Genomic DNA, 15,269 nt, shown 5'->3' with positions numbered 1-15,269 from the left:
TTAAACTCCCTCCAGTGTTAAAAGTGGTGCTATTACGGCTGTGCGCCCGTTGTGAATGTAAAATGAACCATTCACATAAGTAAGCGTCACTTTTCCTGAGCTTGTGTCGCCTTTTGCTGGCACCGTAGCTGAGATATTTAATAAATTGGATGGTGTAAAGACTGCATCATCTTTATATGCTGTCGCAGAACCCGATCGGATAGTAATGTTTTCTGCACAATACGATCTTGAAGTTGGCGCTGTTACATCTTTGATCGTCACTGAAATTCCGCTACTAACCTCCGCTAGATTATGTACAACTGCAATATCACCAGCAGGGATATAACCTTGAAAACTTTTTGTTTCCATCGGCTGTAGCATCGCTAACCCAAGCGTAGTATTCCGAAATGCTGTACCTCCATAAAAATATTTGCGAATAATTTTTGAATTATCCCCCATCAAATTCCTAATATTATGACCACCTAGGTCAATAAATCGATTTGGTGTGATGTCCATGGTCTTTTGTGTGCGTACCATTGCAAAATAATCTCCGCCTGGCTTGATACGCGCCCCGAGATTAAAGTTCTTTATTGTCAAGAAAGGATGCAAATTGTCATCGTTTCCATAGATATAAAGCCCTCCTGAACAAATATCGGCATTTAAGTTAAAAACTTCAATCGGGTAATCTAAGACAACATCTGCTGTATCTATTGAAACAAGTGCGCCACAATATGAATCACTATCGCTCGCACTATGTTGTACATATGTAGTATCAATATCTGTATTATATGCTTCAGCCCAGCCAGATTTGTAATGTACACCGTCAATCGTATTACCACCACCGCCGAAATATTTAATAACTTCAGAAATCACACCGTAGCCGTATGTGTCAAAACATTGTTCATGCTGCCCGCGAATATTCAATGGATACATACAGTTAATACCGATATTTCCACGATATACTGTGCCTAGTGATCCACCATGCGATCCGACTGTACCGCAATAATTTGCGCCGTCGGGATAAAATGACCCACCGTCATTTGAGCGTCCACCGCCAACAAGAATGTTGTTTTCAACAATATTCCCTTCGCAGTAGATGTTTACACCGTGTACGTCATTTACTCGGCGACTCTGGTATGCAATGTTCCCACTAACTAGAAACTCTGATGATGAAGCGATTTGCGTCATTGATGAAGCTCCGTAGTTGTTCATACGGAAGCCCACATTTTTACTGATTGAACCCCGTAAACAGTTTTCTACTGCAAAGCCCGACCCCGCATAATCACTCACTTTATTTCGATCAAGTGTGACATCTTTTGCATATTGAATGAGTAATGCTGATGTATTCTTTTTTGAAGATGTATCAAGTGTTTTACAATGAAAATGCCAATTTGTGACTTCAGCAACAGCAGGTGAAATGTTGTATGCTTCAACCGAATAAGTCACTGTATATGTATCACCGACAGCTAATGTCGGAAAACCTGAACGCCACGTGCTGTTAATTGTTACTGCTTTTGTTGCTTCATCAAACTTGTAAATGTACTGTGTAATACCATTAATCTCGATACGCAAATTTAAAAATGGTTTTGTGAATGTAAAGCTTGAATCAAGTTTAAAATTCCAAGCGTCTGTAACTTCTGTAACAACACCAGTACAGACTGTTTTATCAGGTACGTCAATAGAAAGTGGTTTTCTCAATCGCACTTGGGTACTACTGATGATTTCAAGCACTTCATTCATCTGACCCTCACAGTACCAACCTCGATTTTCTGTAGACTGATAGAGCCGTGTTGAGGTTAAACGAATCAAATTTCCCGCTTGATAGACAGAGCTATCTTGCACGTTTAAGATGCTTGAGCCGATGTTTGTTTGCGCTGTTTCAAACGGACCTGTACGCGTTCCACCCAAGACCATGTGCCGACTATCTGACGTAAATGTATCAACATCATAGATAAGATTAACGTGCTCATCTGAAGATGCTTCAAACTTATATACGCCCCCAGCTAAAGTATGCTGTATAGAGCTTGTTACATAAGTCGCCCCACTTTTGCCCCGAATTTTTAATTTATTCGTTGCAGCAAAGTCGATCATTGCTAGAAATTGAGCTGTTGCATTCACGTTTTGCTGAATACCGAACATTTCTGGTGTGACGTAATCTCGAAGTTTTGCAACCCAGCCGTCAATGATCGTGCCACCGTTATTGATGCCATCAAAATCGGCATCATAGATATAGCGCACTGTTTCACTATCGATCTGTTCTGAATAGTGTTTCACGTCAACGATTCGACCGTTTTCTTTATCCAAATCTGCGAGATCGCTAACGTAGTTCACTTTCGTGACTGTATTTGCATAGATTTCTGACTTAGTTGTATTCACAAGCTGAATCGTCGCAAGCACGATATCAGGATCAATCACTAGCTCAAAGTTGGCAACATTATCAATCTGCAACACCATGCGGAACGTCATAATGCGTGCCGTGCCGTCACTTGGATTCGGCTTAAAAGTCGGCGGATAGTTTGAGTATGCAACCAGTACATCACCCGCATATAAACCCAACTCACGAATATTAAAGCCACCGATCGCTGATGCAATAATCGCCTCGGCACGTAGCCAGTTGGCATTTTTTGGATCGGGCGCTAGGCTATTCAGCGATGTGCGATGTACTTCATTGACTAATGAAGTGACATCAGCCTCGGGTGTCGGCAGACTACCACCGCCGTCACCAAAAGCCATGCTTGTAATGCCGAGCTTGGTACCGTTTTGGATGGCTTCTGTGAGCAACGCCAAGCCTTGAGTTGTGAATACTGAAAAATAAATCTGCTCTGCCATGCTTATGCTCTCGGATATACAGTCGTGTCGTCATGCCCATAAACGGCAAAAACGGGATAAATGAATGGAATTGGGTCGTCAGGCTTGGGATAGATCGTGACGTCTTCGCCGTCGTACATCGCCACAGCGACATTGGTATCGCCACGCACTGAGACGATGTTGATTTCGATGCCTGTGAGGCTACGTGTGAGGGGCTTGGCGTCTTGGATCAGATCGATGAGCGTGTTGTATGCGCTGTCGGTCAGTGCATTGCCCTCTGTATCAATCGTGATTTGAAACGTACCAGGTGTATTTGCTGGGTTTTCTTGCCACCACTCTGTGACGCTGAGCGAGTAGCCAAAGGCTTTGGTGATGGCTTTCAGCGCTGCCACCGTGCCTTTTTTTTGGTGAATATTGAACGAGGCTTTGATCTGCGCTTTTTTCTGCGCATCTGACCAGTCCCGATTCCAGCGGTCTACGCTGTTTTGCCACGCCAGCACCGATAAAAATTGATTCGGTGCATCGTCAATCGTGCTCAGCGTTTTATGCTGAACATCAAGATCAGTGCCTTTAGCGTTGGCAGTAGCGACTTTGCGCTCAAGCTCTGTGCTGTTCGGTGGCAGTAGGCTACTCATCAGATCGCCCCTGCGGTCACAGTCACACTGCTACAGCTTGCGACTTGGGTGTTGGTGATAATAATGTCGGCAGTCGGGGATTCGATACTGACTCGAGTCACACCTGATACGTGCAATAGTTCGTAAAGTTTCGATAGGTAAATCGACCGTCCGATGCGCTGGCTTTCTTCGATATATGCAGTGACCTTGGCAGTCGCTTCGCTGATCAGCGGGTCAGATTCGGGCAGATTTGTTGTGTAAACTGTGGCATTGATGACAAAGTCAATCGGCTCAACGCTTTGCACTGTGATGCGGTCTGCGACTGGTCGGCGGGTTTCATCTGATAAATATGCGTAGACAATGTCGAGTAAGTCTTGGCTAGCAAGTCCAGTCACTGTGTCATTTTGTAGAATAATGATCAGTGCTTCTGCAGGTGCAGGACTGAGCGCTTTGGCATCGCCGACACGCCCATCGCTAGACAGCGCATGGAATTCGTAGGCAGATGTCGGACCTGCAACAGAGAGCGAGTCGAAAACTAAACTCGCTCGATAGCGCAGTGCATCGTCTGATTCATAGACTGCATCGCTGTCTTCATCGGCGGGACTGATCAGCAATCGGGTGATGCCATAGTTTGCGACCACGGCGTCTAAATCTGTGCTGGTTGCGAATGCGAGTAATGTGCTGAGCGCAGCTTGGTTGATGCGGTTGCGTAGGATCATTTCCCGATAACAACTTTCTTCGAGTAGCTTCGTCAGCGGTTCGGATTCACGAGCCAAAGTGGCTTCTAAAGATGGGCGTTTTTCATCGTCCCACAATGCCAAAAATGCCGATTTTCGCTCAGCAAAAAGCACCTCGAAGTCCAAAACTTCGATCATCTTTGGCTGTGCAAGTGTTGAAAAGTTTACGCTCATAGATGCTCGTCATGATGTGATTTCTATCCCGTCGATTCTGACTACTTGACCATCGAGCTTATATTTTGCTGTGATAGACAGCGTAATTTTGCCGAGCGCCGAACTTTGTAAATCAACACCCGACAACTCGATGCGATCCTCATGCTTTGCCAACGCTTCCGCTGTCGCTGCATAAATATCGACAATGTTTTCACGATTAATTGGCGCATCGATCAGCTCAGGTAGTCGAGAGCCATAATCATGCCGTGCCACACGTGATCCAATGGGGGTTGTCAGTATGTCTATGATGCTTTGCTTAAGATGCTCTAGGCATTCTGTAGTTTTTCCTGTGTCTCGGCTCATGCCGAAATGATCTGTCATCACACCACCCCGCCAGTATTGTCACCGCCTGCATCTACGCCACTATGTGTATGTGAAGCGCCTATGTTTTTGCCTTGGTGTGTCACTGCGCCACCTGTGAAATTAGCACTACCCGAGATGGTAGAATTACCTGTCACACCCAGCGAGCCACCAACATTTGTGTTTATCGACACATTGAGATTTTTTTGAATGGTTACATCACCTGTAATGGTGGTCTGAGGTGTGTCTATCGTCACTTGCGACGCTGCCACCACTTGCGCTTGATCACACAGCACATGCACCGTGCTCGATGACGCCGATGCATCCACAGTCAATGTATGACTACTTTTGTCATAGCGAACGATCGTGCCATCGCTAAACTGCATTTTTGGATGCGCATCTTGTGCAACATCGGCGAATTGATCTTGTGCAATCGCAGCGATAATCACACCTTGAGACAGATCACCGCTGACCGAGAGTACAATCACTTGCTCACCCACGCTCGGCGCATGCCAGTAACGATCATCACCCATGCGCTGTTTTGACCACAGCAGATTTGGCACAACCTCACCATCAAAGTCCACAGTTGCCACAGCCTCTGCATGATCGACTGCGCTAATGCGACCGATGCGAATTAAGTTGGCAAGCATTCGATCAATATTTGCTTGGGCGTAATTATGCTGTACACGGCTCATGGTAGCCCTCGCACGTCGTCAATCTCTTGATAGTGACTTTCGTTGCCCGTGCCGATTTGAGGCGACCAGCTATATGCAGCCGTTGGTGTGACCCCATCATTCGCCCACACGCTTTCGCCAATATTTACAGGGACAGAAATATCAATGCGCCACACTTCATAGCGATCTAGCTCAGGATAGAACGCATCCTCTACGATATCCTCAAGCACCGCATGCCCTGTTTTTAGGCCATGAAAATGACGGTTTTTAAAAATAAAATGTGCAATCTTGGCAGCCAGTGCACGCACGCGCACTTTTGCACTATTATTGATGCTATCTTTATCGTGCATCGCATCGACCACGACCCGCAGTTCAAAGCGAGCAATTACAGGCAGTTGTTCACCGCCTGCATTACCGTCAAGATCAGGCGCAAGCTCGGTCAGCTCCATCAGTAGCGCTGGCAATTCATTGATTTTTAGTGCGTGTCGCTCATCTTCTTCACGATAGAATGCGACTAGCTTTAGCTCAGTAGCGAACGCCGTTTGTAGCGCATTCGCCATGGCTAAGTGCAACTCGCCCAAATCTACACCAGATAACGCATCTGCCATTTCAGCTCATGCTCCAAAGTTTTTAGAAATTGATCTTCAAAGGCAGTGCCATGCGTCATACTTTCCAAATACGCGTCTGCCTTAGCTTTGATTTCTAGCATTTGTACTTCGATCGGCAATCTTGCTTTGCCTTGACGCTTATACACTTGCCCTTTTGCGATGAATGCGCCGTCACGCTTATGTACACCCGCAGTCACACCACGGCGAGTTTTACGTGCATTCAGATGGATTAATGCAATGTCATTCAGTCCGTACCACAGTTTGATCGCAAAGCCTGCGCTGGTACGCTCAATCGATGTTTTACGCATCCGCCGACGCACGATTTTTTGTGCAATAGCAAGCTCACCGCTCAAGCCTTTGACTGTTCGAGTCTGTAGCCACTTTGCCATACGACCAAGGGTTCGATTCAATGCCTTTTCAACATGCTTATCAGTCGGATCAAGGGTATTGATCACGTCTTGTAATCCCAGCATGCTGATCTGCATCTCAATCATCTTTCGGCTCCAGCTTTAATACCGCCAATCCCGTGCCATCATGCTGTGGATAAGTCATAATGAAATACGCACGCCCATCCACATACAGCTCATCGCCACGCTTAACGCCTTGTACATCCACGCTCTTACACAAAAAACGTGGCTGTGCACTATCGACTTCGTACTCACCAAGATCGGCATTCAGATATTGCTCATCAAAAATGCCTGTGATGGGTTTTGATTCAGGCGTAGCGCTTGCGTCCGCACTTTTCTGAGACTCAAAAACGACTGTGGCGGTTAGCGCAAAGCCACCCGCCACATCATGCTGTAGGAACACATCAAGATTTTCCCAGCTCGGCATTAGTCGTCCTCAGCATTCGCCTTGGCGCTAATTGCGTCGATCAAATCCGCTTTATTCAGCGCATCTGGGTTTTCGATCTCATATTCCAATGCCACTTCGACCAACTGCGCTTTGGTCATTTTGCTTAAGTCGATCTCGTCCGATTCATCAGACGCATCCTCAAGCAATGTGCCACGCCCTCGATTGAGCAAATCTTTTGCCAAATCTTGCGCCACGTCGACCTGTTGCCCTGCTTTGCAGATCACACCCTCGATCACCACTGCCGAAGTCAGCTTGATCGTCACTTTGACTGGTTTTGCCATAATTCAATGCCTTTAAAATTCAATGTCACTCAGAAAGTAATGCACCGCACCAGCATTAAGCTGATGCGCCATAGCAGATTGATGCTGCATTACGCAAGACAAAATCAACGTCTTGGAATGCGACAATGCGCAGACCGCCTGAAGCAGACAGCGAATATGGATCAACTGTAATATCCAGTCCGCCCCACAAGGCAATGATCAAATCCGCAAAGTTACCAAAGAACACATCACCCGTTGCGATTTGGTTAGTCACTTCGGTGCGATAGCCATTGACCGTATTACCCGCTTCCCAGATCACGCTTTCTGTGCCTGTGCCGAATTTCGGTGCGGTTTTCAGATGACCACGCATCATGGCATTGAACACATACGCCATTGAGCCTAGATCCGCATTGTCAGCAGCGATTTCCGATTCCATATTGACGATTTCAGCATAGGTTGGATTTGCCGCCGTAAATGTGGTCGCATTAATGCCAGAGATATTTTTTAATCCCAGCGGTTGATTGGTTGTGCCTGTGCCGTAGTAGCCCGCTTGGTCGATTTTGAGTGCAAGCACTTTATTCAAGTCATTGAATACGAGTCGCTCAGCATCAGGCGTACCCTGTTGCAACAGTTTGCGAGTGATTTCCACCCGTCCGCCCACGGTTTTTGGCGACAGTTTGAGTTGTGAAGTGGTCGGATCAGACGCAGTAGCATCCTCACCTTCACCAAGCCAGTACGCCGTTGCACCGCCAGTTTGCTTCGGAATATCAACATCGCCCACCAAGCCAGACATATGCTGACCAAGTTGCATGATGGTTGAGCGATTACGCAACATCTCGACAAACATATCTGCACGATGATCCGTACCAACCAAGTTGCCACCTGATGTCGGCGTGCCCACTTCAAAAGCACGGCTTAATACATCGGCAGGTACTAAGATGCCTTGTGCTGAACGTCCGTATTGACGCTGTGCTTCTGCACTACATTCCAGTTCAAATGCAGCCGCTTCACGATCCGCATTGCTGGCATTCGGAAGCAATGCACGCACCGCACGCATTAGACTAAAGCGATTGATTTCACTGTCACTCAAGCCGATATTGCTATCCCGTTTTTGCTCGGTCAGTGGCTTGCCTTGGCGCTCGTTCATTTGATCAAGAATAGCGGTCTGTAATTCTTCAGGTGACTTGCGCTCAGTGATGTACTGATTCGCCAAAGCACCCGCACCATATTTTTCGCCGAGTTCAATCAGACTGCGCACACGTTGATGCTCAGCATCAGAGCCACGCTGTGCGGTATCATCCGCCGCACGTAAAATTTCGATTGCACCGTAACGCTCGCCCTTGTCGTTGACCATTTGGCGAACATAATTGCCTTTATCGTCAGTAAAATAATCCCAGTTCATAGAATCTGCTCTCTGCTGTGTATGTTCGACCACACCTTCAACCACTTGTGTTGGTGTGTTGGTCTGTATGCGTTCATTTTGTCCTTCAGGTGCAGGCACATCATTCTGCAATTTTTCATGCTGAGCCGACTGTATGACCGAACGACCCACACCCACGCTAATATCGGCAGGCACGGACACGGTCGAGATTTCGTAAGGTTCCCAATCCGTGATCAGGTACACATCATCATGCTCACGTTGCTCTTTGAGCACAGCGCCATGCACCAGATAGCCGACACTGATATTGGTGCGAATCAAGTCGTGAATATCTTGTAAGATTTCCTCACCACGTGCCGACTTGGATAGACGCACCAATGCACGCCCTTTACGCTGAGAGTTATCCAGCCACGCTTTCTCGACCACACCGCACTGCAAATCCGTCTTGTGATTTTCAAGGAACGCCGCCCGACTATTTAGCCGTTCAAAACGAATCGCGCCCGCATCATGGGATAGCACTTCGATGCCGAACCAACGCTCGACTTCTGCCTCACTTGAAAACGACAATTCCACAGTGCGTTTTTCCAAGTCCACCTTGAAATCGTCAACATAAAATGAACGTGCCAAAGTGCGTCCGTTTAGACTTTCTGCATTTCGGATTTCAGGCAACGCATTGGCATTTTCGGATGCGCCATTCAATGGGATTGGTTGTTCAGCATCACGCTTAAACATCATGCCCATCAGTGTTGCTGACAAATTTGATTTTTTCTGGTGCATTATCTACATCCCCTCTTTTGGTCGCCCTTGCGTCCCCGTTTGCTTTTTACCCATGCTGTTCAGCACCATTTCTTGCGCAAATTCCTCAGAAATGCCCTGTTTGACATACTCATCAATCATATTTTTGACATCACGTGCCGCTTCCGCCCAGACCATTTGTGGGTCTTTGCCTTGCTCACGGATGATGGCACTTGGTGACGTCAGCATATTGTTTTTCGACTTCTCCGCTGCCGCCACTTCCGATGACGGATCAATCCACGCCCAGCGCCGCGGTTGCCATGTCACTTGTGATAGTCGCTCAATATCCAGTGCCACGAACGGCTTGGCACTGGTCTTTTTGATCATGCCTTTGAGCAAGGCGTACTCTAGCCAATGCTGAAACACAGGCTCGATCAAGCTATCAATCAACCACTGCTGCAACTCTTTCCAGTGCTCACGTTCATCGAGCGTGCCTTGGCGAATACTTGAGAAATTCACATTTTCAAGGTCAGAGGCAAGGTTGTTATAGAGCACGCCCATGCCTGCCGACATTGAGCGCAACATCGCTTTATGAAATGGCAAAAACTCGCCCGTAGGATAGTTTGGCGACCAATCTTTAAATTCAGCGCCTTCAGGCAATACAGGCACTTCGCCCGCTTCACTCTCGATCTGAATTTCGTCTTCTTCCTCGTCATACGTTGGACCAAAACCATCACGCCACTGAATAAAGCCCATTTTGTTGGCAGATACCCGAGCATTGACGATGGCAGAGTCCTCAAATTCGCTCAGTTGGTGCATGCGATAGAGGCTGGTTGCCGTCCACGGCAGACCCCGCTTTTGCCCGACCATATCTTCTAAGAAGCCGTGAATTACCTCACTGGCATCGACTCGCACAAAATCACTTGATCCATAACGATAATTGACCTGATCGCCTGTCATTGCCGAAAAATAATAAGCAATCGGCTTGCCGTATTGATTGAACTCAATACCTTGTCGAATAAATCCACCTGAAGAAGTTTTGCTATTGTGAAGATCAATCGGGCAGCGCTGCGCATCAATCATCTGTAGCGCAAAGCCCCACGCACCCGCATCCTTACCACGGATGATGCGTACAAAAAACTCACCATCTTTGACCGCAGATACGACACAGGCACGCTGTATCGCACGCCACGTACTTTTCATGCGAATATCACAATGCTTTTTCGACCACGCCGACCACGCCGATTCCACCGCCTCACACGCTTTATTGTCGAGCTTGCCTGTATTATTTCGGATTTGCGCTTGGAGCAATACACCTTGTGGTCCCACCACATTTTGATGCACCATGCGCACGTAGTTTTTGGCATAGTCATTATTGGCGCATTGCTCACGACTACGAGCGACCAAAGTGCGCTGATAATTTTCCACAACCACATCCGCAGGAATTGGTGTACTTGGCCATTTGCTATTGGTGCGACTCTGCTTGCCTGCTTTAAACATGCGACTCATGTTGCGCCACACTCGGCGAGCTTTGGACGTACTTTGGCTTAATCCACCCGCATCATTGTTTTGTGGGGTAATTTCGGGTGGTTGTAAGTTGCGTATATTCATGTCAGGTGCGAGCCAATTCCACATTATTGATTACCCGGTATTGCATGGTCGGTTGGTGTATTCATTGCATCAATCACTGCAAACGGTATCGAATGCACTGCCCAAATAACGATTTGCCTTTTGCTTTGGCGATTTCACGTGCCACTTCAGCACGATATTGATCACGTAATTTTTTCAAGGTTTCGATCGGTGTGCGATATAGCTCTCGGTTATTGATACGATAGCGCTCTTGATCCATCGTCGCCCGACTTTCAAGCACTGCTTCGATCGCATCGAGTGTGCGCTGGGCGTGACTGCGAAAGTCCTGCCCTGCGGTCAGATTCAGCACATCCGCCATGATCTGAACCACACCCGACTCGATCTCATCCATTTCAAGATCAGCATCCGCACCACGTTTGACCCGCAGGCTATAACCGTAATGCCCTGCTTTCCACGTCGTAGACACAGCAGAGGACACATCGAATACGTGCAAATTATTATCAGCTTGGCTCAGCACATCGATTGCATCTGCACCACGCAGATACAACACCGCTTGCCAGCCTTGCGACGCTGGATATGCAGTTAATGCCAATTGAAATGAAGTGCGAATGCCTGCCGACCAAGTTTGCGGGACATATTTATCAGCCGATGCCATAGCTACCTTGTGAAATAGTTGGGATTTACCCTATCTCGTCAGCTTAGCGATGTGGGAAAAGTGGTGCATTCTGCAATTTTTCACCGCAGACCATCTTCAAGCGGCTAACGCTTATTGCCAAAGACTTTTTTACGTGGAATTAACACCGCATCCGTAGTTTTTTGCTTTACCGCTTTACGTTTGATGACGGTTTTTTTAGTCGTTTTGGTTGTCTGAATTGGTTTGGCTGTTTCTGTATTTTGTGGCTTGATTGTTGTTTTTGGCGATGCCATCTCTTGCTCATCATCCGCCTGCGCCAGTCGCCGTTGCTTAATCAGTTTTAGATTCGGTTGCATGATTTTCAGCGCAGCAAGTGCATAAACACGACAGTCCAATGCCTCATTTCGTGCCTTGTCTGGCTTATGCCATTCACGAATCGGCTGACCTTTGAGATAGCGAATCACCAATTTTTCGGCGGTAAGCTGTTTATACCACTCGTCCTCCCGCTCAAGCGGAAAGTGACAATAGCCTGCACCAACCTTTTCCAAATCGAGACGACGCATCACCGTCAGCTTTGCCTCATCCACACCGATGATAAACAAGTCTACTTTACGCTTGTCTTTGCCCGACTGCTTGCGCTGTGGGCTAGTCACAATCGGCATTCCCCAGCCACCACGCCCTTTGATTGCGAATAACTTTCGATTACGACGGCTTTTTACATACTCATACGCACGCTGGGTATAGCCTGCCGTGCCCCCCGTATCTAAACACGATGCGGAAATCGATAACAATGCACCCGACTCATGCAGATACGTCTCATCGAGCACGTTGTCCAGATTCTCCCAGACTTCCTCTCCCAACGGATCGCCCCACAACACCTGATAATCAATCGACCAACTTTCTTCACCCTCACCCCAAGCCACGATTTCCAGCTCGAGTCGATCCATCTGCATATCAATACCGCAAGTCAGATACACCGCATCCATCGGCACGGTAGCTTTGTACTGCTCCGCACGTGCTTGCAACACATCAGGATCAGCCTTATCCCCGTTTTCCTCATAGGTTTCGCCGAGGGAGACATTGACGAATACCTGTAAATCATCTAGCGCCAATTTATCTAAATAAGACTGCACAATATCCCGCATCTTGCGAAAAGTAGATAACATCTCTGGTGCATGAAAGCTGGCATGCCCTCGAAATGGCTTTTCAGCTCGCCAGCCATGCCCATTTTTCTCAGCATTACGAATCGCTGCAATGCGCTCACCATCCGACCATATTTTCTGACAACATTCACAGCGATAGCCCGCCGTTTCAGTCAAATGCTGAACATTGGCATCTTGATCGGCATCATGCACACCCGTTGATTTTCGACCTGTCCATGTGACATTTTCCCAGCGCAAATACTGCGCTTCACCGCACGATGGACACGGCACATAATAACGGCGCTTATCGCCTTGGTTAAACGCATTCTCAACACGACTCACCCCTGCAATGGTCGGCGTGCTAGATTCAGTACGCAAGGCTTGATCACCAAAAGTTGCCGAACGCTGAGATAACAACTCAACTGGATCACCCTCCGCCGTTGCCTCCATGCCGTCGATCTCATCGGCATGGGTAATTGGCGCAGAACGAGAACGCAAAGTTTTCGGCGAGCCTGCCCACGAGAACATCAGCCAGCCACCGACATAAGAAATCATGCGACTATTGTTCACCCCATCCCGACCACGAGGCTTTGCCATCTTTTGCGAGATCGAGCGATTGGCGTCAATCATTGGACGCAGTTTGGTTTCCAAAAAAGTCTGCACATCGCCTTGGGTTGGCTGCACGAAAATCTGTGACTTAGGTTCATGCGCAATGAAATAGCCTGTCGCACATTGCTGAATTGTCGTTTTACCAAGCTGAGCGCCCGTCATGTAGGTGATACGGCGAATCCCATACTCTTTGATCGCATCAATCATGCCTCGCTGATAGGGCGCATTATCAAAATTAATCGGACCAGGAATTGCATTCCCCACAGGGATTTTAATATTTTGTTCTGCCCATTCACTAGGCTTGAGGTCAGGCGGTGGGACGAGATACTGCATCGAGCGCTTTACCGCATCGAGCACCGAACCATAATTGGCAAAGATTTCACTACTACTCATCTTCTAGCTCATCCTCAAGATCAGACTCCGCCGAAGTTTCTAGCGCAAGTACCAATTCAGCACGCAACTTATCTTTGAAAACTCGCTCATCCGTTTCACCGAGCAATTGCAACACCGCACGCTGCGCCACATTCAAAATATTGGTTCTGATCGCACCATATGCCATCGCCTGCGCTCGCTCGAAATCGGCAATCAAAGCTACTTCGCCACGCTTTTGCGCCAGCTCCAACTCAGCTAACTCAGTTTCTGCTTTTTGTTTTCGTATTTTTAGTAATTCAATGTCATCAGGAATATCGCCTGTTGCCTCAGCAACCGCCTCATCCTTTAGCCAGTTTGACACATGCGCAGTATTGAACTGCCATTCTTGTCCTTTACCATGCCCCCTTGCTACAACTGGACAACCACGGCGCACCCACGAATCGATTGTCGTCAGAGCCACCCCGAACACCTCGGAAAGCCCCGTCCTATTTACAATTCGACCGTTTTTTGCATCCGCCATACTCTCATGTATTCCGACTCAGTTTTAGCTTGGATATAGTAGTTTGATGCGTTTCTGAAATTCACGCAGATATGAAATATTGCGAGGCGTTTCCCCCCGCATGGGGTGGGGTCTGGGAAGAACCTAGAGAAATGTTTTTACAAACAACGACTTGGAATGGCATTACAACAATCTCCATGCACTATCAGGACAAGAACAGCGCTTTCTCTTGCGCACGTCGGTTGACTAGACCCTTGATCTTCTTGCCGTTGTCGTACACCCATCGGTCAAACTGTAGAGCCGTCGCAACATAGTTTGATTTGTTGAGCTTAGCAAGTAGCGTACTATTCTTGAATGCTGTCTCACCCACGTTGTAGGTGAACGATGCAAGTGCATCGAATTGGTTCTGTGTGAGCGATACTGTGACGTACTTGTCTAAGCAAGCATCTACCCATTGGCAGTCATTGCGTAGCCATTGCTCTGCCTGTTCAATTGTACACGTGTCGCCTTTAGCTACACGCTTGCCGTTCGGGTACTTGATCGTACCAAAGCCAATTGTCCAGACGCCACCTGTGTCTAAGTAGGCGGTTGATCGAAATCCCTCAAACTCTTTGATAATTTCATAGCCATTGGTTGAAATGTCGAGCTGGCCTGTTTTGGATTGAACACACTCATATCCAATCATCGCTGAAAATACATCTAAGCCGTTGAGCGCAATAACAGAATCACCCGCTTGTACTTGGGCTTGTGTGAGCTTACCGCCCGACATAGCACGAAGCCACGAGTATGCGCCTGCGATTTGCACTGATTGATCTGCACTCATGCTTTACCACCTGTCACAATTGATTTCCAAATGAGAATAAATGTGTCGATCGCCTTACCACCTAAGTGTCCAGCAACACCAGCCATTGCGCCGATCAAAACTAGAGGCATTTCCCAGTACAAACACAACAAAATCGTGATAATGCCCGTAAACGCAGACACGATCATTTCACCCGCTAAGCGAGCAAAAACAGCCTTTAACGGTTTCTTTTCTTGGGATTCGTTGAGATTTTGAATAAATTTCACAAGACCTCCGAGCATTGCTACTGCAATGATCCAGCCATATGTGATGAAAATCGTAAATATCTCTTTAAATGCGTCTTTGTCCACTGAACTGCCACGGCTAGATGAATATGCTTTGATTATCTAAAAGCAACACCACACTCTCATTCTGCAATTTTTCTTGTTTCGCACGTTTAGGCATAAAAAAACCCGCACTT

16 protein-coding genes are annotated in these 15,269 nt (G+C 47.4%); all 16 read right to left on the bottom strand.

Translation table 11 applies throughout. From position 1 onward, the window contains the following. On the bottom strand, positions 1–2,808 hold the full coding sequence (locus BLQ60_RS14135; protein ID WP_244515986.1) for a phage tail protein: 2,808 nt from the start codon (positions 2,806–2,808) through the stop codon (positions 1–3). A gap of 2 nt (positions 2,809–2,810) precedes the next feature. Next, positions 2,811–3,422, bottom strand: coding sequence for a phage tail protein I (locus BLQ60_RS07465; RefSeq protein ID WP_092618215.1), 612 nt, complete (start codon positions 3,420–3,422; stop codon positions 2,811–2,813). Continuing rightward, complete coding sequence (locus tag BLQ60_RS07460; protein WP_092618214.1) at positions 3,422–4,312, bottom strand: baseplate assembly protein; 891 nt, start codon at positions 4,310–4,312, stop codon at positions 3,422–3,424. The genes BLQ60_RS07465 and BLQ60_RS07460 overlap by 1 nt, the downstream gene beginning before the upstream one ends. Positions 4,313–4,321: 9 nt before the next feature. Then, positions 4,322–4,672, bottom strand: coding sequence for a GPW/gp25 family protein (locus BLQ60_RS07455; RefSeq protein WP_092618213.1), 351 nt, complete (start codon positions 4,670–4,672; stop codon positions 4,322–4,324). Then, entirely contained in the window at positions 4,672–5,346 is a 675-nt protein-coding gene (locus tag BLQ60_RS07450) for a phage baseplate assembly protein V (RefSeq protein ID WP_092618212.1), read from the bottom strand. Before BLQ60_RS07450 ends, BLQ60_RS07455 begins: the two co-directional genes overlap by 1 nt. Continuing rightward, on the bottom strand, positions 5,343–5,933 hold the full coding sequence (locus tag BLQ60_RS07445; RefSeq protein ID WP_092618211.1) for a hypothetical protein: 591 nt from the start codon (positions 5,931–5,933) through the stop codon (positions 5,343–5,345). Before BLQ60_RS07445 ends, BLQ60_RS07450 begins: the two co-directional genes overlap by 4 nt. Next, positions 5,909–6,427, bottom strand: coding sequence for a phage tail protein (locus tag BLQ60_RS07440; protein ID WP_092618210.1), 519 nt, complete (start codon positions 6,425–6,427; stop codon positions 5,909–5,911). Before BLQ60_RS07440 ends, BLQ60_RS07445 begins: the two co-directional genes overlap by 25 nt. Continuing rightward, positions 6,420–6,767, bottom strand: a complete 348-nt coding sequence (locus BLQ60_RS07435) for a head-tail joining protein (protein WP_092618208.1) — start codon at positions 6,765–6,767, stop codon at positions 6,420–6,422. The genes BLQ60_RS07440 and BLQ60_RS07435 overlap by 8 nt, the downstream gene beginning before the upstream one ends. Then, positions 6,767–7,069 (bottom strand): Rho termination factor N-terminal domain-containing protein, encoded by a 303-nt coding sequence (locus tag BLQ60_RS07430; RefSeq protein WP_092618205.1) that lies wholly within the window; start codon positions 7,067–7,069, stop codon positions 6,767–6,769. The genes BLQ60_RS07435 and BLQ60_RS07430 overlap by 1 nt, the downstream gene beginning before the upstream one ends. Before the next feature lie 55 nt (positions 7,070–7,124). After that, positions 7,125–9,203 carry a phage major capsid protein gene (locus tag BLQ60_RS07425; RefSeq protein WP_092618201.1) on the bottom strand — a complete coding sequence of 693 codons (2,079 nt, stop codon included), beginning with the start codon at positions 9,201–9,203 and terminating at the stop codon, positions 7,125–7,127. Between the two features lie 3 nt (positions 9,204–9,206). Then, positions 9,207–10,772 (bottom strand): phage portal protein, encoded by a 1,566-nt coding sequence (locus tag BLQ60_RS07420; RefSeq protein WP_171259074.1) that lies wholly within the window; start codon positions 10,770–10,772, stop codon positions 9,207–9,209. A gap of 73 nt (positions 10,773–10,845) precedes the next feature. Next, positions 10,846–11,406 (bottom strand): hypothetical protein, encoded by a 561-nt coding sequence (locus BLQ60_RS07415; protein WP_092618197.1) that lies wholly within the window; start codon positions 11,404–11,406, stop codon positions 10,846–10,848. Positions 11,407–11,510: 104 nt separating this feature from the next. Then, a complete protein-coding gene (locus BLQ60_RS07410; RefSeq protein WP_092618195.1) occupies positions 11,511–13,529 on the bottom strand; it encodes a phage terminase large subunit family protein in 2,019 nt (672 codons plus the stop codon). After that, positions 13,522–14,028: a terminase small subunit gene (locus BLQ60_RS07405; RefSeq protein ID WP_092618193.1), complete on the bottom strand. Its 507-nt coding sequence runs from the start codon at positions 14,026–14,028 to the stop codon at positions 13,522–13,524. The genes BLQ60_RS07410 and BLQ60_RS07405 overlap by 8 nt, the downstream gene beginning before the upstream one ends. A gap of 184 nt (positions 14,029–14,212) precedes the next feature. Continuing rightward, complete coding sequence (locus tag BLQ60_RS07400) at positions 14,213–14,830, bottom strand: lysozyme (protein ID WP_092618190.1); 618 nt, start codon at positions 14,828–14,830, stop codon at positions 14,213–14,215. Next, complete coding sequence (locus tag BLQ60_RS07395) at positions 14,827–15,159, bottom strand: phage holin family protein (protein WP_092618188.1); 333 nt, start codon at positions 15,157–15,159, stop codon at positions 14,827–14,829. The genes BLQ60_RS07400 and BLQ60_RS07395 overlap by 4 nt, the downstream gene beginning before the upstream one ends. Positions 15,160–15,269 lie beyond the last annotated feature (110 nt).

It is taken from the genome of Acinetobacter marinus, from assembly GCF_900096915.1.
In the GTDB taxonomy this organism is placed as follows: domain Bacteria; phylum Pseudomonadota; class Gammaproteobacteria; order Pseudomonadales; family Moraxellaceae; genus Acinetobacter; species Acinetobacter marinus.
This window is presented reverse-complemented; position numbering and strand designations above follow the sequence as displayed.